Consider the following 21,799-nt stretch of genomic DNA (forward strand, 5'->3'; position numbering starts at 1 on the left):
ATTTAGTAGTTTTACGGACAACGAAAAACAGCTCAAGAGGAGCCGTGTATGAAGGCAAAGTGGCTGCTGTGGTTATTGCCCATACTATTGAGTGAACTATCTTTTGCCGCCCAAACGGAGCATCAGCACCAGTTACCTTGCGACAAAGTCAAAAACCGTCCTTGTATTGCTTTAGTACTGGGAGGTGGCGGAGCCCGCGGCGGTGCTCATTTGGGGGTGATCCGTCAGTTAGAGCAGCAGTCAATCCCTATTGACTTGATTGTAGGGACCAGCATTGGTGCTTTTATCGGCGGGCTTTATGCAACAGGCCATAGCCCGGATGAAATTCAGCATATTCTGAATCACTTAGAATGGAGCACAGGATTTCGCGATAAAGTGCACCGGGATGAAATGCCGGTAAGGCGTAAACAGCAGCAAGATGACTATCCTATCCGTTTGGGCTTAGGTTTAGATAGTTCTGGTATCAAAATTCCAAAAGGAGTGCTGTTAGGTCAGGCCATGGCCGAGTTAATTTTAGAAGCCTATGGACCCGTATTAAATCACAGCCATTTTGATCAGTTACCCATTCCTTTTCGCGCTGTCGCGGCCGATCTGACCAACAGAGAAACGGTAGTGATGAGTCAGGGCAGCTTATTACAAGCCGTGCAGGCCTCAATGTCTATCCCGGGTGTTGTCAGACCTATGGAGATGAATGGTCGTGTTCTTGTTGATGGCGGAGTTGCCAATAACTTACCTGTCAGTATTGCGAAAGAGTTAGGCGCTGACAGAGTGATCGCAGTAGCAATCGACGCGCCGCTGCTCAATAAAGACCAATTAGATTCTGCCTTTGCGGTTACGGATCAGCTGACTAATTTTTTAGTGCGTCAGGTGGTGGATCAGCAGATTGCTCTATTGGGGACGCAGGACTTGTTACTGGTTCCGGACGTTGCGCAGATAGGGACTCTGGATTTTGAGCTGTTACCTCAATCTATTGAGGCGGGCAAAGTCAGCGCTTTGCAACAAAGTAAAGCCCTCGCCAGCTTTGCTTACCCCGAGCACTATTCACAGTGGCTGGCGGCGCACAGAGCACAACAAGAGCAAAGTATCGAGGTGGATAGCATAGAATTGGATAACCAAAGTTTATTGTCTGATCAGGTGCTGCTACAACGGCTTGCGTTAAAAGAAAACAAAATTTATGACAGCAAAAAACTCAAAGAAGGCCTGCGCCAGGTCTACGGAGTGGATACGCTGGAGAGAGCATCCTTGCAACTAGAAAAAAGCGAACAGGGAAAAGACACTCTGCTAAAGGTGCGGGCCGTAGAGAAAAGCTGGGGGCCTGGTTATCTGAATTTTCGTTTCGTCATGGAGGATGACTTCCGGAACAATAGATACTACCAGCTGGCAGGTTCTTATACGTACACCAATATCACCGATCTCGGCGCCGAACTGCACAATGAACTGGCACTGGGAACTGATAAATTTATTAGTTCAGAGTTGTATTGGCCTGTGTTTTCACCGGCCACTTTTATTAGTGCCCAACTCCAGCGGGAAAACACTATTTTGTCGCTGGAGGATACGCAAGGGTTATCTTTAGGAGATTTATCCAACAGAGAAACAGCACTGACAGCTAAGGCAGGCTGGAACCTATCGGATCATGCAAGACTAAGCTCCGGCTGGACTAACAGAGACGGCTATTTCCGTATTCCGGGTGTTGGAGCGGAGGATTTGGGATTGACCAGACTGGGTTATGATCGTGAAGGTCCGTTACTGGATTTTGTCTGGGACAGAATGGATAACCCGGTATTTGCCAGTCGTGGCTTTCGTGTCAGTGCAAACTGGCAATGGTTGGATGACACAGCCTTTGGCCGAACTTATCGTAGCCGCAGTCACTCGATTGAAGTGCAGGCTGCCCGCAGCTTTTTTGAACGCCATATTCTGCGTACCCGCTGGCGTTTTGAAGATTACACGCCAGGCGATCCAGAGGTTGCTGTTGAGCAGTTTTCATTGGGAGGCTTATTAAATCTGTCTGGTTATCCAAAAAATTATTTATTTGGCAGTGAAGTAAAATTTGGCAGTCTGGTGTATTTATACAAAATGAGTGAAAACAGATTCAGTGTTTTTAATTCACCATTTTATCTAGGAATGTCTCTGGAAAAAGGTCAGGTTAAGGGCAATATGATCCAACTGGATAGTCTTGCCAACGAAACAGACTGGATATGGGCCAGCAGTCTGTTTGCTGGCTGGGATAGTCCTTTCGGTCCTGTGTATATGGGATATGGCAGAGCTGAAGATGATATCAATGGGACTGCCTACAGGTATTATTTATCCCTTGGGCAGAATTTTTGACTTCAGGCGCTCTTATGCACACTTTACCTGGTTTACTGCTGATCCTGTGTTGTAGTTTTACTTCTGTAGCATCAGAGGGCGAAGCACCTTTGTTGGTGGGGTTGAGTCAGAATTCAGCACCAGAAAAACAAGGTAAAACCATTCAGTTTGAAACGGAGTTATTCCGTCAATTGCTGACAGAACTCGGGTACAAGGCAGAGTTTATCGCTGCGCCTCACGCCAGGTTGACCCGCATGTTACAAAATAAGCAGTTGGATATGGCGGCAAGACAAGGTGGGGAACCTGTTGCCGGCTTATTCTATAGCCAGCCTTATCTTGAATTTCATAATCTGGTTTTTGCCTTGTCAGACTTTCCGGATCAATTGCACAGCATACAGGATATGAGCCGTTATTCTGTCGCCAGTTTTCAGAATGCCAGCAAAATGCTGGGCTCTGAATTTACGCAGGCAATGAAAATAGCTGCTTCGTTCCGCGAGGTGGTCGATCATGATCAGGCGATTGAGCTGCTGCAGCAGCGGCGAATAGAATTGCTGGTGCTGGATAAGATCACTTTTTACAGGCGCTGGGCTGACAAAGGATTAAAGCCCCATCAGGTCCGTACATTTGATTTGTTTCCAACTGCTCAGCACCATATTGGCTTTACCGATGCCAAGCTGCAGCAACAGGTGAGTCGACTTTTGCAGCAATGGCAGGATTCCGGCCGGGTTGCAGAATTACAGAAACAAACCCGGCAGCATAATCAGTCGCTGAACTAGCTTTCTTCTACCAGTTTTTTAGCGGCTTCTTTAATCAGCTGTTCTTTTTGTTTTTGCAGCATTTCTAATTGCGATTTCTCCGCATCGCTCAGCTCGCCCTTTTTGTTGGTAAGGGCTTCAATTTTCTCTTCTATTTCTTCCAGCTTTTTCCTGTCTATACCCAGTTTACCGTCCAACACTTGCTGCATCAGCGTTGCTAACCTATCGGGTTGTTGCAGTGATTCGTTTTTATCCTGGTTTTGTATGCCCGATTCAGTTGAAGCCGTATTGTGTTTAGCTAAATGCTGATAGGTCAAAGCCGGTTCTTGTAAGCCGCTGGATAAACTAACTTTGTCGGCACAAGGATCGTCAATAAATACTTTATCTTTGCCAAAAGACGGTGATTGAACCAGTTGAACTTCCGGTCCCAGTGCCGGAGCCAGACCTGAAATACTGAACATATTTATCTCCAGAGCTTTAGGTTGTGGCCATGGTACTGGCCTTTTGCTTGAACAAGAGCAAATTTGATGCCAAAGCGAGAGCACTGGATCTTCAGCAAAATAGCGGGGCAGTAGCTGGGCTGCGGCAAAAGCTGGCCGCTTTTGACATTTTTTTACATCTACTTTGCCACTTTACACCATTGTTCGCTGCGCTGGCTGACTGCAGCTGAACTGACGTTGATACTGGCGTGGACTTATTCCTAATTGTTTCTGAAATTGCTGGCGCAGATTCAGAGTCGAACCAAAACCTGTCAGATCTGTGATCTGCTCTATCGAATGCAGGCCTTGCTCCAGATAGTGTTGTACCAGTTGCAAACGTTGTTGTAACAGCCATTGCAGAGGACTTAGACCTGTACTGGCTTTAAAATGCCGGTCAAAGCTACGCCTGGACATACCCGCCTTATTTGCGAGTTGTTCCACAGCTAAAGGCTGATGTAGATGCAATAAAGCCCAGTCCATGGTTGCGCTGAGTAAATTGGTTTTTTTCTGCAGCGGCTGAGCGACAAATTGAGCCTGGCCACCCTGACGGTGCGCTGAAATCACGGCTCTTTTGGCCACTTGATTGGCGATTTCAAACCCAAAGTCCCGCCTTATCACGGCCAGTCCTAAATCCAAAGCGGCGGCACTGCCAGCAGAGCAGCCAATCTGACCATCAAAACAATAAAGGACATTTTGTTGATAGCGACTCTCTGGATAACGGCGCTGAAACTCATCGGCATAACGCCAGTGCGTTGTTGCTGCTTTATCTTTTAGCAGACCAAGTTCCGCTAATAAAAAAGCGCCAGAACAGAAAGAAATCAACCGGACTCCGCGCTGATAAGCGGCCAGCAATTGTTGGCGTAATGTGTCGGTTGGCTGTGGCACTGAGACAGACCAGTTTGGGATCAGAATAGTATCGTAAGGACTTAAATCCTCAATCTGCGGCACTAATAACTGCAGACCACCAGTGGCCATTAAAGGCCCGGGAGCAAAGCTGACTATATCGGTCTGATACCAGTTAGGGTATTCAGGCCGGTTTAAAGCAAATAATTCAGAAGCACAACCGAGCTCAAAGGTTGCTACTGAAGGGCCTAATAAAATCGCAACTTTATGCATGCCTGTGCTCCGGTTTGCTTTGATACTCAGATTTGGCTTAATACTAATCTGTTGTGTCTTTTAAGCCAATGGTGTGAGTTGTGTAAGCAAAGTACGGTGCTGCTGAACCTGATTTGCTTTGAACAACCACCTACTTAGGAGCGGCCCTTATGTCATCTATGGTATCCAGACCTGCAGCAGCGGGATCAGCCCAAGCCATTGCTCACTTTAGCGCTTTATTACAATTTGAAACGGACTGCTGGGATGTACAGCATGCTATCAGCAATAAAAGACAGGATTTTGTACTGTTGGATGTGCGGGGAGAAACTGCTTATGCCCAGGGCCATCTGCCGGAAGCTGTATGTTTTCCTCAGAGCCGAATTTCAGCAGACACTGTGGCCGGATACCCGGCGGACACTTTATTTGTTGTGTACTGTGCCGGACCTCATTGTAATGGTGCTGATAAAGCGGCGCTAAAACTGGCGCAACTGCAAAGACCTGTGAAGAAAATGATAGGTGGAGTCACAGGTTGGCTGGATGAGGGCTTCAGGTTAATTCGTTAAAGAGACATCCAGTACACCAGGTGACAAATAACCACTACAGTGGTCAGATGATTTCTTAATCTGTTATAGGCTGGTGAATAATTGAGTTGGCTTTGCTGTGTGTATTCAAACAGCCGCAATGCGGCAAAAGCTGCTGCCAGCACAAGCAGTTGCTGCTTAGGTAACAGCAGACTGCTAAACCAGCCTGCTAAGGCAAAACTGACCACCCAGAGCGGAAAAAGCTTTCCAGAGTGTCGATAAAGCACAGGCCATAGGACCCCTGCCATAAAGGCCAGAATAATCTGACTGTAGCTTTGAAACGGGATAAAGGAAGCAGGAAAAGTTGCAAGCTGTGGCCAGAGCTGCAGGCAGGTCAGGCCGATAAAGGGCAGTAAGCCAGCGTAACCTAAAATCTGGATAAGGGACATAACAGTATTTCTTTAAGCAAATTAATTACTAATACGCAGTCAATCAGGTTCTGGATGAACAGTAAAAAAAAGAGGGAGAACCACAAGGGTTTCCCTCACAAAAATCCAGGACAATCCAGAGAGTTAAAGCAACACGTTGACAGGGTTCGCACTTAACTGATGCCCATTATCCGGCTAGTTCGTGGCAAATTTATGACAAGTTGATAAAGCTTTCGCGACACTTGCCAATTGAGTCGCTTTGCGGTTGACTGTGCAGGAGCCGTTTGGTCTGGAGTAGTAGATGTTAAAAAATACCTGCAGCAAATCCGTCAGGGTAAGCCTGTGCATTACGGCCGTATGCTGGAGTTGTTGCCACCGCTGTTTTATCAGAAAAAGTCCGAGATGTTTAAGGTGCGGCAGTTAGGCTCGGGTCGTTGGCAGGTTAATATCTTATCTGAAGCTTTGTTTAGCCAGCTTGAGCAGCAAGCGCTTAAGCCGGCATCACGCAAAGAGGCGGCTCAGATTGGTGACTCGCATCAGGTCAATACCTCTTTTGGTTACCAACTGGTGTATCACCAGTCATGTCTGAATCGACAACCTGAAGTGGTGGTGTTGGACGGCAACAATAAATTCCAGAGTTATCAAGCGAAACCTACCTTGTTACTGATTGAAAACGAAGAATGTTTTTTCCGTTATGCGGAGCTCTTGCCTGTCTGTGGTCAGATGCTGGCGCTGGATTTTTCTTTGCACACTACCGACATTGGGTTTGCCTCTGGCAGTAAAGCCAGTTCAGCCTTGCTGATGCCGTTTTACCAGCAGTACCAGCAAATTTATTGCGCCTTTGATTTTGATGCTGCAGCGTTAGAGCTGTTTGATTTGTTAAAGCAGCGCTTAGGCGACAAACTAAAATTTGTTACACCAGCAGATTTCAGCCCATGGCAGGCGTTGTTTAACAACAAACCCAAGCACCCTAATCAGTTGGCAAAAGCCTGGAGTTAGCAGAAAAACATCATTTTTATGGTTTGTTGGATGCGTTGCAGCAAAAGGGCTGCTTTTTGGAGCAAGAGGCGCTGTTAGAAATATAACGGCTTTAGTGGTGAGATCTGTCGTAAGCAACTACAGTGTTCAGGACGCAACAGGCAGATTAAATTCGCTGTAAATCAATAAGCTGTGTCTGTTATTGGGCTTTGTGGTTACTAGGTATAACTATTAAGGGGAAATCTGGTTATGTATAAAAATATGCTGTTTGTTTTTGTAGTGATAATGTTTAGCTCTTTGGCTCAGGCCGCCGGTGCTTTAGCTATTGATGAAAATCAGGGCGATCAATATGGTTTTGCCTATGACTATGCTTCAATTTCAGAAGCTTCAGAGAGAGCTTTAGCAGAATGTGGTGGAAATTGCAGTGTAGTGCAGGTATTTGAATCTGGTTGTGCGGCTTATGCTGCTGACCAAACTGCAGGCAGCACCATTTATGGTTGGGCGACCAGCAGTGATGGTGGCGATGCTCAATCTCAGGCGTTGCAGTACTGTTCAAGTTATGGCGGTAGTCAGTGTATGGTGCGCAGCTGGGGCTGCAATTCACAGTAAATCGGGCGCCAGACAGTCCAGAGGCCGCTATGCTGCAAAATCAGCCAGAGCAACAGTGTGATGCCATAGAAAAGCTGGTGCAACAGGGCTATATAGTGCGCATCCGCAGTGATGAATTTCATCCAACAGCCTATTCTATTGCAAGACGGGATACGGCTTTGCGAAGTGCTGCTCAGATTGTTTCCACCGACTTTTATCCACAAGCGCCACAACAAACACCTGATGGCAAAGCGGTGCAATTTCCGGATCAAAGCCTATGGCGTTGTCACCCTAAATTAACCGATAACCCTTGTGTGGTCTCAGAATAATCTGCAGAGCCTGAGCACAACTTTTTTGTTTGCTCAGGCTCTGCTTAGGTTTACCGCTATGAAGATACAGCATCGACGTCTGATTTTTGTAAACGCTGAAACAACCAGCCAAGCATAACCAGACTTAAACCTAAACCAATAAAAGATAAGGCCCTGAGTACCCCGGTTAAGTCGTTTAAATCCACCACAAAAACTTTCAGCACCACACCACTTAACAACACAAACCCTGCTTTACGCGGTCCACTTTTGTTTTGCCATTGCGAGAGCAACACTGTAGCGATGGCGATGGTTAAAAACACCAACGAATAGCTGTATTGCTCCGCCACTGACGTCGGCAAGCTCAGCAGTAGTTGCCCTTGTTGCCAAAAATGTCGGATAGCGCCAGTCAGGTACAAAGTGCCACTGCCGAAAGCCAGATAAAGGGCTGCTTTTTTTAAGCGAAACTTTAATGGCAAGCGGCTAAAACCCCAAAAAATGACGGCAGGTAAACCCCATAACAGCAGCAACAGATTCAGCACAGGCACAGAGCCTAAAGACTGAGTATGCCAGAACGGGTTTTCTTCAAGGCTAAGTTCTAAATGCGCCAGACCGACCAGTATCACTAAAACAGCGGCTGCTCCCCGGTAAAGTAGCGCTGTGCTGCCTGCTTTACCGCTGCGCCATTGATAAACCCATGCCATGAGTAGCCAGTTAAAGGCTGAATAGTCAAGGTATTAAAATTCATATCAGTAAAATCAACGACACCCTTATTGAGCCAGTACTGGGTTTGCACTGTGATAAATACAGCCACCAAATGCAGTAACGCTCCCTCCAGATAGCTTCGAAGTGTGGTGCTAAACCATAAGTACCAGCTCAGTGCAAAACAGAACAGAGCGACAGGGTAAACCACAAAAGACCAGTGCACCCCCAATAACAGCTCGGTTTCATAGTGTCCAATCAAAGGGGCCGTTGTTAAACGTACCAGTACGGCAGCCACTATCAGTTTGATGAGCCAGTGCGGCACAGGCATGTTTGATCGGATACCTAGCAGCGTCAGCAGCACCAGTTGAACGGCGATAGCTAAAGTTAAAGCTGCATCGGAAAGCCACAAGGTAAAACATAAAGTCAGTGCAAAGTTAGCTCCTGCCATCTGAATAAAGGCAGCAGCTTTGTGGCTGGTTTTCAGCGCCATCGAACTTTGAGCCGCAACCAGAAGCAGCGCTAAAAAAGTCCAGAACAGTTGCAACTGTTGCTGTATTTCAAGGCTGGCCTGGGCATGACTCACTCCCAGTATCAGCACAGGCAATAGGGCCAATGCACTGCTCCATTGCAAACGCTGCGGCCACTTCAGTGCTACAGAGCAAAATGGCACTGCAAATACAGCCAATAACAGCAGATGTTGTTTTAGGCTGGCACTGCTGGTGGCATAAGGGTCTGCGGATAATCCCAAAGGTTCTAGTATCAGCCAGCAAAGGGCCGGCAGAAAGCTCAGCCAGATCAGTAGTTCTGACTTACTGTCTGTAGCTGCGCAGCACAGCATCAGTAGGATAAGCACAACCAGGCCTGTGAAACTGACGATATCTGCAGTGTTGAACAATGCACAGCATGCCACCACCAAAAGCGCCAGGCTCAATATCAGCGTCCGGTTCAATGGCCACCAACTGCGCATGGGCTGATGGGTAAACTGCATATGTTGTGCTTGAACACCAATACGGGGTAACCAGACCAGCATCGCAAAACTGCCACAAAGTACCAGCCAAAACGCCCACAACTGATGTGAACTAGCCAGCCAAATCGCGGCAAAAAGCCATAACAGATGGACAGACATGGGCAACCACCATAGCCAGAGGCGTTTCACTTTTTGTTCGACCAGTACTGAAGATGCGGTGACCAGTGAAATATAAGCCAATAAAGCCGGCACATTGCCTGAATCCGTGGACACCAGTACTGGCACTGCATAAGCACCCACAATACCAATCAGTGCTAATAATGGGCCTTGTCGCAAGGACATCCAGGATGCAGACAACGCAATAATGGCAAGGAGTGGAAAAGCAACAGCAGGGCTCATCAGTTGATACCAATCCAGCGCTACCAGCACAGCTGCATAAAGGCTGATAAAACCACCACTGGACAATGCCGCTGGCGCATAGTTGTTCAGCGCATGGCCCTGACTACGTCTATGCAGCCATTCACTACCGATAATCAAAGCCAGACCAAAGACAGCGCCGGACGCGCTGCGTAAGGCCGGAGATAACCAACCAGCGTCCAGTGAATGTTTGACTAAAAAGATGCCTCCCAAAGCCAATGCCAAAGCGCCTACCCAGACCATGCCTCTTTTAATCAGCTGTTGTTCTATCCAGCCAGATAGAGCAGAAAATAAATCGACAGGGGCAGCTTTAGTCTCTGTGCCTGCTGAATAAGTAGGTTGGGGTTGAGGTAGAACGGCTAATGGGTTGAGTGGATTCAGCTCTGAAGCTTGCTGTTCTGCCATAACTGGCACGGCTTTAACAGAGGCAGGAGCTGAGCTTTTTAGTTGTTTTTTCAGCTCAGCCAGTTCTGATTTTACTTTTTGTAACTGTACTAAGGCGGTGATGCCACAGGCTGCACCAAGCAGCACAGCAAACAGAGCTAAAAATGCCAGAGCTGTCATAAGTCTGGCCTTTTAGTTCGGGTCATCAGAGAAACAGCAAACAACATCCGGACACTCCATTGTATAGATAGGCAGCTTCACAATAGCCTCAGCTGAAATAGGCCGCAACCTCAATGTGCAGCCCGTGACGAGGCTTAGTGGTTGCGTTGTTTTAGTTCTGATCGCAAGGCCTGTAATTCCTGCTGGATCTCTTTGAGTTGCTGGTGCATCAGCTGTTGTTCTGCCTGCTCTGCTTTTTTATCTTCAGCCCGCTCTGCCGCATGCTCCTGTTCGGTAAAAGTTTGCATGGTGTTGACGATAATGGCGATAAAAAGGTTCAGCATGGTAAAAGTAGCGATCAGGATAAAAGGCACAAAAAAGGCCCAGGCAAAAGGGAACTGTTCCATCACAGGACGGGAAATACCCATGGACCAGCTTTCTAATGTCATCACCTGAAACAGAGTATAAAAAGATGCACCAAGAGAGCCAAACCATTCAGGGAAGGCACTACCAAATAACTTAGTGGCGATGACAGCGAAGACGTAATAAATCAGCACTAAAACCATAGCTATAGAGCCCAAACCAGGTAAAGACCCCAGCAACGCCGACACGACGCGGCGCATCGAAGGCACAATAGATAATAAACGCAATACCCGCAGTACCCGTAAAGCCCGCAGCACCGAAAATTGTCCTGTCGCTGGCATCAGGGCTATAGCGACTACAGCAAAATCAAACAAACTCCAGGGATCTTTAAAAAAGCGCAAGCGATAGGCGAAAATCCGTAGCAGTAGTTCCAGCACAAAAACCGACAACAGGATCTTGTCTGCAACTAGGATCACGGTACCAAAGTTTTGCATCAGTGCCGCTGAAGTTTCCAGGCCCAGTAAAACCGCGTTAATTAATATTAGCACTAAGATACTGTGACTAAACCAGGTTTTCTCCACCAGTTGTTGCACCTTATGTTGCAGCTGTTGTTTCATTTTTCCCTCTGAGTATGCAAAATTATGCCGCATTGTATCTGTCGCTTTGTGAACTTGGTAGCTGGCTTTGAAGCTCGGTTGTCAAAAGAATGTCTCTCATACTGGCTTGTATTTTGCTTGGTCAGCCTGAGCTAGGTAAGGACATTTTTATGAAACTGGACAACAGCAATCTTTTTGAAACCTTAAGTCAGATCCGCTCTGGGCAGTATTCTGCTCTGTATGCAGCTGTCGCGAAAAGGGAGCAACAATCTGTCGCTGCTCCAACTGATCAGACTGTGGACAAGGGGCAAGTAGGGGATGGTAAGACCCTGACCTTTGATCAGATGAGCCGCAAACAATTATCCGACTGGCTGACCAAGGGCCTGGATAGCGGTAAAATTCCAGCGGATCAGGAGCAGGCGTTTCGGGTCTTGCTGTATTCAGGGAAAACTGAAAGTTCTGCTGAGCAAAGCGGTGCAGATACTACTGCAGTCGATTTTATGGCCAAAGCCAAAGAAGCATTACAAAGTGCGGTGCAGCGCAACGATACCCGCTCTATCCGGTTTTGGGCCAGTGCTATGGCTACTATGAATCAGGATCAGGGCAATACAGCCTAAGGCAGTACCAGACTGCCTGGTAAAACTGTTATTCAAAAGGTGACAATAAAGTCCGCAGCGCAGGGCGGAATGCCAGCAAAATGGTGTCTTTTTGCAATTCTGGATATAAGGTTCGGCGCATTGCCAAACCCGTGATCATCGAAAAAATGACATTGATACGGGCATCCAGTTCTTTGTCCGTCGCATCTTTAACCAGACTGCGTTCACCAGTTAACAAGCGGCGCATTCTTGCTCTGGCCTGGGTGTCAGATTGTTGCATTAAAAACGCCACTTTTTGATTACGGGCTGCTTCTGCCAGCATCTCCAACTCCAGTGCATTTTTTTCTTTATCTATATGCCGTTCAACACCATGATCTGCACCATCGAGCATAATGGTCAGCAGATCACCAGGATCGTCTTCGAACTGCTGGAATATAGAAAACATCTCTTCCATATCACGCTGAATAATAGCTTCAATAATGGCTTCTTTGCTGTCGAAATAGTTGTAAATGTGACCTGCGCTCATCCCTGCGGTTTTTGAGATCTCCGCCATACCAGCACCATGGTACCCCTTGCGGCGAAAACACTCCGCTGCCGCTGTCAGTACCTGATTTCTCCGCGCCGCTGCCAGCGCAGGATCTGTATGTCTTTTTGTGATTTTTTCTGTCATAGGGAACTCCGACACCGGGCCCAAAAGCCCGGTGATCACGCATTTATTCGGCTGACGTATTACTTTGCTGCCAGCCACCGCCGAGCACTTTATACAAACTAATCTGGCTGGCAAGTAAAGCTTGCTGGCCACTGATTAATTGTTGTTGTGCGCTGTACCAGGACCGCTGCGCGTCCAGTACCTGCAGATAACTGTCAGCCCCTTGTTTAAAGCGGGCTTCGGATAACAGAAAGCTTTGCTGGTTGCTATTGGCCAAATCTTGCTGTGCCTGCAGCTGGGCCGCATAACCTTCACGATCTGCTAAACCGTCAGACACTTCACGAAAAGCCTGCTGGATTTTTTGCTGATAGGTTGCTAATGCTACTTGCTGCTGTGCTTCGGCCACTTCTAAATTGGCCTGAGTACGGCCCATGTTAAAGATCGGCAGGTTGATGGACGGAATAAAACTCCAACTGCCTGAACCGCCTTTAAACAGATTATCCAGCTCAGCTGAAGCAGAACCCGCATTAGCCGTTAAGCTGATGCTGGGGAAAAAGGCCGCTTTGGCTATGCCAATATTAGCGTTTGCTGCCAGTAAGTCATGTTCTGCTGCTTTTAAATCAGGCCGTTGTTGCAACAAATCTGATGGCAGGCCGGCTGGTAATTCCGGCAATTGTAGCAATTTGCTCAGTGGCTGATCCGGCAACAAGTCTGCCGTTACTTGAGTTCCTGTAAGCAAGTCCAGCGCGTTTTTATCGCGGGCAACTAAACGCTGGTACCGTGCTATATCTACTTTGGCGGTTGCAACTGTACTTTTCACTTGCTGTAGTGTTAAAGCTGAAGCGGCGCCTAAGTTGTAGCTTTGCTCTGTCAGTTCCAGGGTTTTTTGCTGGCTATGCAAGGTATGGGCTGCCAGTTCCAGCAACTGCTGATCGGCGGCATAGGTTAGCCAGGCATTGGCCAGCTCTGCTACCAGACTGATCTGGCTGCTCAGCTGTGCCTGCTCTGAAGAATACAGCTGCTGCAAGACTTGTTCTGACTGATTCCGCACTTTGCCCCAGAAATCCAGCTCGTAGGAGGTAATACCCACAGTCGCACTGTATTGCTGATTGATTTGCGCGTTGCCTGTACCTGTTAAATCAGCTGGCAGACGCTGGCGTGTGCCGGATGCGTTTAAGTCCAGAGACGGATACAAAGCCGAGTCTTCAATCTGGTACAAAGAGCGTACCCGCTGCACATTCAGTGCAGCGATTTGCAGGTCTTTGTTGTTGGCAAGACTAAGCTCGATCAGCTGTTGCAGTTTCGGATTGTTGAAAAACTGCTGCCAATGCAGCTCTGCTGCTGCAGTGCCTGAGCTTTGTGCTTCTGAAGCATAAGCATTTGGCACTGGCAACTCAATAGCCTGCTGTTCTGGTGCCAACTGGCAAGCGCTTAATACCAGCATGGCCAGAGCGCTTACACTTAAGGTTTTTAATTTCATTCTGCGTTCTCCTGCGCTGCTGGGTGTTTAACCGGGAATACACGGCGAACCAGCACAAAAAACATCGGCACAAAGACGACAACCAGAATAGATGAAGCTAAAGTGCCACCAATCACGGAAATACCTAATGCGTTTTGTGCACCTGAACCAGCACTTGAGGCTATGGCTAAAGGCAATACACCACAAATAAAGGCCATTGAGGTCATAATGATAGGGCGCAGACGTAAACGCACAGCTTCAACCGCGGCTTCGACTAAGCCTAAACCTTGTTCCATGCGATGGATGGCAAATTCCACAATCAGAATGGCATTTTTCGATGCCAGACCTATGGTGGTTAATAAACCTACCTGCAGATAGATATCATTCGACAAGTTGGCAACCAGTGCTGCTAAAGCCGCACCAAAGACCCCTAATGGCACTATCATCATCACAGCAGCAGGTACCGACCAGCTTTCATACAAGGCAGCTAAACAGAGGAACACCACGAGCAAGGATAAAGCGTATAGCAGAGGCGCCTGACCGCCACTTAAACGCTCTTCATAAGAGATGCCTGTCCACTCATAAGCAAAACCCGGCGGTAACTGTTTGGCCAGTTTTTCCATTTCATCCATGGCCTGACCTGTACTGTAACCAGGAGCAGCTGCGCCCTGAATTTCCATTGATGAGAAGCCGTTATAGCGCTCCAGACGAGGAGAACCATAAGTCCAGTGAGAGCTGGCAAAGGCGGAGAATGGCACCATGTCACCTTCGCTGTTACGCACATACCATTTGCTTAAATCTTCCGGTACCATGCGGCTGTCCGGTGTACCTTGCAGATAGACTTTTTTCACCCGGCCACGGTCAATAAAATCATTGACATAACTACTACCCCAGGCTGTTGCCAGCGTACTGTTGATATCGGCCTGACTGACATTCAAGGCTTCGGCTTTAGCCAAATCTATATCCAGTTTCAACTCTGGCATATCTTCCTGACCATTAGGACGCACACCAGCCAATACCGGGCTTTGGGCTGCCATACCTAACAACTGGTTACGGGCAGCCAATAACTGGTCATGACCTAAGCCAGCTCTGTCCTGCAAGTGCAGGTTAAAGCCATTGGCCGTACCCAGCTCTACCACTGCTGGCGGTGGGAAGGCAAATACAAAAGCCTCTTTGATGGTGGAGAAATAGCCCATGGCTTTGCCTGCGACAGCACCCACAGATAAGTCAGGGCGCTGACGCTCATCCCAATGTTTTAAGTTGACAAAACCTAAGGCTGCATTTTGACCTGAACCGGCAAAACTAAAACCTGTCACGGTGAAAATTGACTTCACAGCTTCGCTTTGATCGTTCAGGAAATGGTTTTCCATTTTCTCCACGACTTTCAGGGTTTGCTCTGTGGTCGAACCTGCAGGTAACACCACCTGATTAAACATAATGCCCTGATCTTCATCCGGTAAAAATGCAGAGGGTAGCTGGCTGAAAATAAATACCATACCACCAACTATCAGTGCATAACCCAACAGGTAGCGTTTGCTTTGTTTAATCATACGGCTGACAAAATTTTGTGTACCTTTGTTGGTTTTATCAAAACCACGGTTAAAACCAGAAAAGAATTTACCCAAAGCAGAGCTATCATCGTGCACATGGCTTGGTTTTAATAAAGTTGCACACAAAGCAGGAGTCAGTATTAATGCCACCAGCACCGACAGGGCCATAGCGGACACCAATGTGATGGAGAATTGACGGTAAATAACACCCGTAGAACCACTGAAGAATGCCATAGGCACAAATACGGCTGATAACACCATAGCGATACCGACTAAAGCACCTTTAATTTCGTCCATCGACTTACGGGTAGCCTCGAGTGCAGACAAGCCTTCTTCGGTCATTACCCGCTCGACGTTTTCGACCACGACAATGGCGTCATCGACCAGCAGGCCTATCGCCAGTACCATAGCAAACATGGTCAGGGTATTAATGGAGTACCCAAAGGCCGACAAAATAGCAAAGGTACCGAGCAAGACGACCGGCACTGCTATGGTTGGGATTAAGGTAGCGCGGAAATTCTGCAGGAACAGATACATCACCACAAACACCAGCACGACAGCCTCAATTAAGGTATGTACTACTTTTTCAATTGATAAAGACACAAAAGGTGTGGTGTCGTAAGGCACTACAGACTTTAAACCTGTCGGGAAAAAGGGCTCTAAATCAGCCAAAGCTTTTTTCACGCCAGCCGCTGTTTCCAGCGCATTGGCACCACTGGCTAGTTTGACACCTAAACCAGAAGCTGGTTTACCATTAAAGCGAGCTACAACACCGTAGTTTTCACCACCTAACTCTACTTTAGCCACGTCAGCTAAACGCACGACGGATCCGTCGCTGTTGGTTTTCACCAGAATTTGACGGAACTGCTCTGCAGTTTGTAAACGGCTTTGGGCTGTAACGGTAGCATTTAGCTGCTGGCCTTCAATCGCGGGCATCCCCCCTAATTGGCCGGCAGAGACCTGAGCATTTTGTGCACTGATAGCAGCGCTGATATCTGCTGTAGTCAGTTCATAATTTTGCAGTTTGGCTGGGTCTAACCAAATCCGCATCGCATATTGCGAACCAAACATTTGCACTTCGCCTACACCGTCCACACGCGAAATAATGTCCTGCACATTAGATGCCACATAGTCGCCTATGTCGATGTTGCTCATGCTGCCGTCTTCAGAGACAAAACCTGCCACTAACAGGAAGTTACGGGCAGATTTAGCTACAGAGACGCCCTGACGTTGTACTTCCTGCGGTAACAGCGGAGTAGCTAAGGCCAGTTTATTTTGCACCTGAACCTGAGCTATATCCGGGTTAGTATCAGCGCTAAAGGTTAAAGTTAAAGTCACAGAACCATTGGACTCAGACGTGGATGACATATACATCAGGCCATCCAGCCCCTTCATTTTCTGTTCTATAACCTGGGTAACTGTATCTTCCAGAGTACGGGCTGAAGCACCGGGATAGCTGGCGCTGATGCTGATAGCAGGCGGTGCTATCGATGGATATTGTGCTATTGGCAGAGTATTGATGGCTAACACACCAGAGAGCATCACCACTATCGCCAATACCCAGGCAAAAATCGGCCTGTCGATAAAAAATCGTGACATCAGAATTCTCCGTTGGCTTTACTGGGATTTAGTTTGAGCAGCAGCTTCCGCTGGCACTGCCTGTACTGGCGCACCAGGACGTATTTTCTGCAAGCCTTCAATAATCAGTTGATCACCGGCATTTAAACCGCTGCTGACCAGCCAGTCTGAGCCTATTGTACGGTCAGCTTGTAAAATACGAGCTTCTACTTTGCCTTCTTTGCCAATCACCATGGCGGTGGCTTCGCCTTTGCTGTTGCGACTGATACCACGTTGTGGCGCCAGAATAGCGTTAGCTTTAACACCCTCTACTACCTCAGCGCGAACATACATGCCTGGCAGCAGTAACTTTTCAGGGTTAGGAAATTGAGCTCTTAAGGTAACTGAACCTGTGCCCGGATCTACGGTCACTTCTGAAAATTGCAAAGTACCTTTATGTGGATACGCAGAGCCGTCTTCCATCTTCAGTTCAACTTGTGTCTGAATGGCTGCATCTGAACCTAAAGCACCGGATGCCAGCGCTTTTTTCAGTTGCAGTAACTCGTTGCTCGACTGAGTCAGGTCGACATAAATAGGATCCAGCGAAGTGACTGTAGCTAAAGCCGTAGCTTGATTAGCGCTGACCAGAGCGCCGGCAGTGACAGCTGATTTACTGATTTGGCCGCTGATAGGAGACAATACTTTGCTGTAATTTAAATTAATCTGCGCTGTTTTCAGCTGAGCCTGCGCTGTTAATAAATCAGCCTGAGCTTGTTTATAGGCCGCATCTGCCTCATCAAATTCCTGTTGGCTAACGGCTTTAATTTTTAACAGTTCAGTATAACGGCTGGCTTTTGCTTTGCTGCTAGCAATACTGGCCTGAGCACGGGCTACAGCTGCTTTAGCGCTTGAAAGCTGTGCTTCAAAAGTAGCTGGGTCAATTTGATACAAAGCCTGACCAGCTTTAACTTCACCACCTTCTGTAAATAAACGTTGCAGCACTATGCCGTCCACCTGAGGGCGGATTTCGGCAATTTGTGAGGCGGTAACACGACCCGGTAATTCTTTAGTCAGGGTAATGGCCTGACTTTTCAGAGTAACTACACCCACAGGCATGGCCTGAGCAGCGGGCGCTGAGGCTTGTTGAGCCTGGCCACAACCGGCCAAAGCAACAGAGCCCGCCAGGGCAGAAAGGGCAAAAAATACAATGCGGGAACGCTGCATATTTTAAATCTCCATTTAGAGTGAACGTTCATTCTAAGTTAATTGGCCGACTTTTTCTAGCTTTATTTGTCGTCGTTTTTCCGGCTTTGGTCGTTACTAGAGCTGAAAAATGGCTGTCACCGACTTTGTTTCAGATCAACACAAGGGAAAAACGGCTGCTTTACACTGTAGCCACCTTTGACGGGACAACAGAGAAAAGTTCAATGCAGGTATTATGGTCAGCTGAATTAATACAGAAATACTCGGTGAATGGTCCCCGCTATACCTCGTATCCGACGGCTTTATCTTTACAGCCTGACTTTCCTGCTTCCGCGGTACGTGCTGCTTTGGCAGGCTCCGCCGCTGAGCTTTGCTTGTATCTGCATATCCCATTTTGTCAGCAGCTGTGTTACTACTGCGGCTGCAACAAAATAGTGACCCGCCATAGTGAAAAAGCGGATTTGTATCTGCAAAGCCTGGCGACAGAGATGGCCTTGTATCAGCCTTTAATCGCAGACAAAACCATAGCTCAGCTGCATTTGGGGGGCGGAACTCCAACCTTTTTAACACAAGAACAGTTATCCAAACTTATGCAGTTGCTCAGGCAACATTTTGTCTTTAAAGCGGACGCAGAGCTTTCGATCGAAATAGATCCACGCAGCTGTAGTCTGGAAAAACTGGCTCATTTACGCCAGTTGGGTTTAGCCGTGTTAGCTTTGGTGTGCAGGATTTTGACGAGCAAGTACAAATCACTATCAACAGGGTGCAAAGCGAAGATCTGGTACGCGCTTTGGTTACTGAAGCCAAACGTTTAGGCTTTAGCTCTATTAATCTGGATTTGGTTTATGGTTTGCCTTACCAAAAACCTGAGAGTTTTTTACTAACACTGCAAAGCGTATTGCTGCTGGACCCGGATCGGGTGTCTTTGTTCAGTTATGCCCATTTGCCGACTCGTTTTGCCGCTCAGCGCAAAATTCCGACTCAAAGTTTGCCGCAAGCTGAAGATAAACTGGCGTTGTTGCAGCTTGCTATTAAGCATTTCAGTGAGGCCGGTTACCAATGTATAGGCATGGATCACTTTGCCAAAACCACAGACTCTTTAGCCATAGCGCAACAACAAGGCAAACTGCAGCGTAATTTTCAGGGGTACACCACAGCGGGACAGGATGCGTTGATTGGGCTAGGAGTATCTTCTATCAGTCAGGTGAATGGCGTGATCTGGCAAAACCAAAAAGAGCTGCAGGACTATCAGCAGCTGCTTGCTGGCGGACAGTTGCCGCTGGAGCGGGGTTTTAGTTTAAGCCAGGACGATAAAATCCGTGCCGCTTTAATCAGCCAACTCATGTGTCATTTTGAACTGGATGTACCGGATTTTTGTCAGCGCTTTGCTATAGAGGACTTCTGGAGTTATTTTACTGATGCTTTACCTAAGCTGGATCCGCTGATCGCCGATGGCTTAGTGTTGTGTTCCGATCATCATATTCAGGTGACGCCACTGGGCCGGTTGCTGGTGCGTTTAGTCTGTGCCAGTTTTGACCGTTACTTGCAAAGCAATAGTAACCAAAGCTATTCCAAAGTGGTTTGATCCAACGCAAAACCCGGATAAAAGCAGGCGCTATGATGCGCCTCGTCTTTTTATGATCTGTGGATTGCCCAATGAATGCTCCTGAACTTTTATCCCCAGCCGGCAGTTTAAAAGCCATGCGGATGGCTTTTGCTTATGGTGCTGATGCGGTGTATGCCGGTCAGCCACGTTTTAGTTTGCGGGTGCGCAATAATGAATTTGATCTTGAAACCCTGGCCATCGGTATTAAGGAAGCTCATCAGCAAGGCAAAAAGTTTTATCTGGTGGTCAATATTGCGCCGCATAACAGCAAGTTACAGCGTTTTGTTGAAGATATGGTGCCCGCTATAGCGCTGAAACCAGATGCGCTTATTGTGTCCGACCCTGGCGTGGTGTTTTTACTCCGTCAGCATTTTCCACAGATACCACTGCATTTGTCGGTGCAAGCCAATACGGTCAACTGGGCTGCTGTATTATTCTGGCAGCAACAAGGCATAGAGCGGGTGATTTTATCCCGTGAGCTGGCGCTGGAAGAAATAGCACAAATCCGCGAACAAGTACCAGAAATGGAGCTGGAAGTTTTTGTGCACGGTGCTTTGTGTATGGCCTATTCAGGCCGTTGTTTATTATCAGGTTATATCAATAAACGCGATCCGAATCAGGGCGCTTGTACCAATGCTTGTCGTTGGTCTTATCAAAGCCATAAAGCAAAAGCTGACGAAGTGGGGCAATACAACCCTGCAGTAGCAGAATTACCGGAGCCTGTGCTGGTCGAAGAGCAAGGTCGCCCTGGCGAGCTGATGCTGTTGGATGAGGACGAACACGGCAGTTATATCTTTAATTCTAAAGACTTGCGAGCTGTACAGCATGTGCCAGCTTTGACGACTATGGGGGTGCATTCGCTGAAAATAGAAGGCCGCACTAAGTCACCTTATTATGTCGCCCGCACAGCCCAGGTGTATCGCAAAGCTATAGATGACGCGATGGCAGGCAAGAGTTTTGATATGGAATTATTGCAGCAACTGAACGGCATGGCGAACCGTGGTTTTACCGAAGGCTTTTTGCGCCGCCATGTTCCTGCCGATTTACAAAATTATCAGACCAGTCATAGCGAAGGTGAGCAGTTGTTGGTGGGGGAATTTAGTGGCGAGCTAAATGCGCAGGGCCAGGCTTTGTTACAGGTGAAAAATCGTTTTAGTTTTGATGATGAGCTGTTGCTGATGACACCACAAGGTATCACAGCCTTAGGCTCCATTTTCTATGCTGCCGATGGTCAACAACTGCTGGTGGCGCCGGGTTCTGGTTATCAGGTTTGGTTTCCACTGCCGGACGGAGTAAAGCCTGAGTATGGGTTTTTATTGAAGCAACAAAATACTCATGCTGCAGCAACCTGTGGGGACACTTTATGTCAGTGTGGATAGAGGCTGTCTGTATTAACTGTGATATGTGTGTACCTGAATGTCCGAATACTGCCATTTACAGAGGTGAACAGCATTATCAGGTCGATGCAGGCTTATGCACTGAATGTGTTGGTTTTTATAATAAACCGGCCTGTATTGAAGTTTGCCCGCTGGATTGCATCCAAATCGGTACGGTGGAAGCTGATACAATTTAATTTCTCGGTTTGCACTTCTTTTTCTGTTTTTCTCACTAAACTGTTGAAACATAGCCACTAGCTTTTAAAGGCTTGTGGCTGCTTTCAGACGATCCACAGTCGATCTACAGGATTAAAGTGAATGACAGACCCTTTTATGTTAGCTGCGATAGCACAAGCCAAAAAAAGTTTAGCCGAAGGCGGTATTCCTATCGGTTCTGTGCTGGTGATTGACGGCAAGATCGTTGGCCGTGGCCATAATCAGCGGGTACAAAAGGGCAGTTGTGTATTGCATGCGGAAATGGATTGTCTGGAAAATGCCGGCCGTTTAACGGCAAAAGACTACCAAAATGCCGTGTTGTATTCGACCTTATCCCCTTGTGACATGTGCAGTGGTACCGTGTTGCTCTACGGCATTCCCAAAGTAGTGGTTGGTGAGAACCGCACTTTTCAGGGGCCAGAAGATTATGTCAGAAGTCGTGGCGTACAGCTGATTATTCAAGACAATGCCGAATGTGTGCAGCTGATGCAGGATTTTATCGCAGCTAAACCCGAATTATGGAATGAAGATATAGGGGAATAA

General features: G+C 47.5%; 22 protein-coding genes. 12 read left to right on the top strand and 10 right to left on the bottom strand.

The genetic code is table 11. The annotated features are described in order from the left end of the window. Positions 1–48 precede the first annotated feature (48 nt). Positions 49–2,325: a patatin-like phospholipase family protein gene (locus WH43_RS08505; protein ID WP_053424194.1), complete on the top strand. Its 2,277-nt coding sequence runs from the start codon at positions 49–51 to the stop codon at positions 2,323–2,325. A gap of 14 nt (positions 2,326–2,339) precedes the next feature. Then, the gene (locus WH43_RS08510; RefSeq protein WP_053424195.1) at positions 2,340–3,080 is read left to right on the top strand and encodes a substrate-binding periplasmic protein; all 741 of its coding nucleotides are present in this window, start codon (positions 2,340–2,342) and stop codon (positions 3,078–3,080) included. On the opposite strand, the gene WH43_RS08515 is transcribed toward WH43_RS08510, so the two are convergent. Together WH43_RS08515 and WH43_RS08520 are read right to left on the bottom strand one after the other, a co-directional pair. Beyond that, positions 3,077–3,520 carry a hypothetical protein gene (locus tag WH43_RS08515; protein WP_053424196.1) on the bottom strand — a complete coding sequence of 148 codons (444 nt, stop codon included), beginning with the start codon at positions 3,518–3,520 and terminating at the stop codon, positions 3,077–3,079. The genes WH43_RS08510 and WH43_RS08515 overlap by 4 nt on opposite strands. A 171-nt stretch (positions 3,521–3,691) precedes the next feature. After that, the gene (locus tag WH43_RS08520) at positions 3,692–4,654 is read right to left on the bottom strand and encodes a helix-turn-helix domain-containing protein (RefSeq protein ID WP_053424197.1); all 963 of its coding nucleotides are present in this window, start codon (positions 4,652–4,654) and stop codon (positions 3,692–3,694) included. Positions 4,655–4,803: 149 nt separating this feature from the next. Here WH43_RS08520 and WH43_RS08525 point away from each other — a divergent pair, with 149 nt between their 5' ends. Next, on the top strand, positions 4,804–5,196 hold the full coding sequence (locus tag WH43_RS08525) for a rhodanese-like domain-containing protein (protein ID WP_053424198.1): 393 nt from the start codon (positions 4,804–4,806) through the stop codon (positions 5,194–5,196). On the opposite strand, the gene WH43_RS08530 is transcribed toward WH43_RS08525, so the two are convergent. Then, positions 5,193–5,603, bottom strand: coding sequence for a DUF3429 domain-containing protein (locus tag WH43_RS08530; RefSeq protein ID WP_053424199.1), 411 nt, complete (start codon positions 5,601–5,603; stop codon positions 5,193–5,195). The genes WH43_RS08525 and WH43_RS08530 overlap by 4 nt on opposite strands. 321 nt (positions 5,604–5,924) lie before the next feature. Here WH43_RS08530 and WH43_RS08535 point away from each other — a divergent pair, with 321 nt between their 5' ends. From WH43_RS08535 to WH43_RS08545, 3 genes are all read left to right on the top strand, one after another. After that, positions 5,925–6,581 (top strand): hypothetical protein, encoded by a 657-nt coding sequence (locus WH43_RS08535; protein WP_152342813.1) that lies wholly within the window; start codon positions 5,925–5,927, stop codon positions 6,579–6,581. A 228-nt stretch (positions 6,582–6,809) separates the two neighbouring features. Further along, on the top strand, positions 6,810–7,169 hold the full coding sequence (locus tag WH43_RS08540; protein ID WP_053424201.1) for a DUF4189 domain-containing protein: 360 nt from the start codon (positions 6,810–6,812) through the stop codon (positions 7,167–7,169). 29 nt (positions 7,170–7,198) lie between these two features. Next, on the top strand, positions 7,199–7,477 hold the full coding sequence (locus WH43_RS08545; protein ID WP_152342814.1) for a Ca2+-dependent phosphoinositide-specific phospholipase C: 279 nt from the start codon (positions 7,199–7,201) through the stop codon (positions 7,475–7,477). A 56-nt stretch (positions 7,478–7,533) separates the two neighbouring features. On the opposite strand, the gene WH43_RS08550 is transcribed toward WH43_RS08545, so the two are convergent. The 3 genes from WH43_RS08550 to WH43_RS08560 form a co-directional block, all read right to left on the bottom strand. After that, positions 7,534–8,157 (bottom strand): DUF2339 domain-containing protein, encoded by a 624-nt coding sequence (locus tag WH43_RS08550; RefSeq protein ID WP_082335724.1) that lies wholly within the window; start codon positions 8,155–8,157, stop codon positions 7,534–7,536. After that, on the bottom strand, positions 8,079–10,106 hold the full coding sequence (locus WH43_RS08555; protein ID WP_053424204.1) for a DUF2339 domain-containing protein: 2,028 nt from the start codon (positions 10,104–10,106) through the stop codon (positions 8,079–8,081). Before WH43_RS08555 ends, WH43_RS08550 begins: the two co-directional genes overlap by 79 nt. Positions 10,107–10,240: 134 nt before the next feature. Then, on the bottom strand, positions 10,241–11,065 hold the full coding sequence (locus tag WH43_RS08560; protein WP_082335725.1) for an ion transporter: 825 nt from the start codon (positions 11,063–11,065) through the stop codon (positions 10,241–10,243). Between the two features lie 149 nt (positions 11,066–11,214). Here WH43_RS08560 and WH43_RS08565 point away from each other — a divergent pair, with 149 nt between their 5' ends. Continuing rightward, positions 11,215–11,661, top strand: a complete 447-nt coding sequence (locus WH43_RS08565; RefSeq protein ID WP_053424206.1) for a hypothetical protein — start codon at positions 11,215–11,217, stop codon at positions 11,659–11,661. Between the two features lie 28 nt (positions 11,662–11,689). On the opposite strand, the gene WH43_RS08570 is transcribed toward WH43_RS08565, so the two are convergent. The 4 genes from WH43_RS08570 to WH43_RS08585 are packed head-to-tail and all read right to left on the bottom strand — an operon-like array spanning position 11,690 to position 18,079. Beyond that, positions 11,690–12,310, bottom strand: coding sequence for a TetR/AcrR family transcriptional regulator (locus WH43_RS08570; protein WP_053424207.1), 621 nt, complete (start codon positions 12,308–12,310; stop codon positions 11,690–11,692). 43 nt (positions 12,311–12,353) lie between these two features. Continuing rightward, positions 12,354–13,769: an efflux transporter outer membrane subunit gene (locus WH43_RS08575; RefSeq protein ID WP_053424208.1), complete on the bottom strand. Its 1,416-nt coding sequence runs from the start codon at positions 13,767–13,769 to the stop codon at positions 12,354–12,356. Next, on the bottom strand, positions 13,766–16,897 hold the full coding sequence (locus WH43_RS08580; RefSeq protein WP_053424209.1) for an efflux RND transporter permease subunit: 3,132 nt from the start codon (positions 16,895–16,897) through the stop codon (positions 13,766–13,768). The genes WH43_RS08575 and WH43_RS08580 overlap by 4 nt, the downstream gene beginning before the upstream one ends. A gap of 18 nt (positions 16,898–16,915) precedes the next feature. Next, complete coding sequence (locus tag WH43_RS08585; RefSeq protein ID WP_053424210.1) at positions 16,916–18,079, bottom strand: efflux RND transporter periplasmic adaptor subunit; 1,164 nt, start codon at positions 18,077–18,079, stop codon at positions 16,916–16,918. A gap of 203 nt (positions 18,080–18,282) precedes the next feature. Here WH43_RS08585 and WH43_RS20515 point away from each other — a divergent pair, with 203 nt between their 5' ends. From WH43_RS20515 to WH43_RS08605, 5 genes are all read left to right on the top strand, one after another. Next, on the top strand, positions 18,283–18,873 hold the full coding sequence (locus tag WH43_RS20515) for a radical SAM protein (RefSeq protein ID WP_286049587.1): 591 nt from the start codon (positions 18,283–18,285) through the stop codon (positions 18,871–18,873). After that, positions 18,780–19,643, top strand: a complete 864-nt coding sequence (hemN, locus tag WH43_RS20520) for an oxygen-independent coproporphyrinogen III oxidase (RefSeq protein WP_286049588.1) — start codon at positions 18,780–18,782, stop codon at positions 19,641–19,643. Before WH43_RS20515 ends, hemN begins: the two co-directional genes overlap by 94 nt. 71 nt (positions 19,644–19,714) lie before the next feature. Further along, positions 19,715–21,043 carry a prephenate-dependent tRNA uridine(34) hydroxylase TrhP gene (gene trhP / locus WH43_RS08595; RefSeq protein ID WP_053424211.1) on the top strand — a complete coding sequence of 443 codons (1,329 nt, stop codon included), beginning with the start codon at positions 19,715–19,717 and terminating at the stop codon, positions 21,041–21,043. Beyond that, entirely contained in the window at positions 21,028–21,237 is a 210-nt protein-coding gene (locus WH43_RS08600) for a YfhL family 4Fe-4S dicluster ferredoxin (protein ID WP_053424212.1), read from the top strand. The genes trhP and WH43_RS08600 overlap by 16 nt, the downstream gene beginning before the upstream one ends. A gap of 121 nt (positions 21,238–21,358) precedes the next feature. Further along, entirely contained in the window at positions 21,359–21,799 is a 441-nt protein-coding gene (locus tag WH43_RS08605; protein ID WP_053424213.1) for a nucleoside deaminase, read from the top strand.

This window comes from Rheinheimera sp. KL1, assembly GCF_001275035.1.
Lineage (GTDB): Bacteria > Pseudomonadota > Gammaproteobacteria > Enterobacterales > Alteromonadaceae > Pararheinheimera > Pararheinheimera tangshanensis.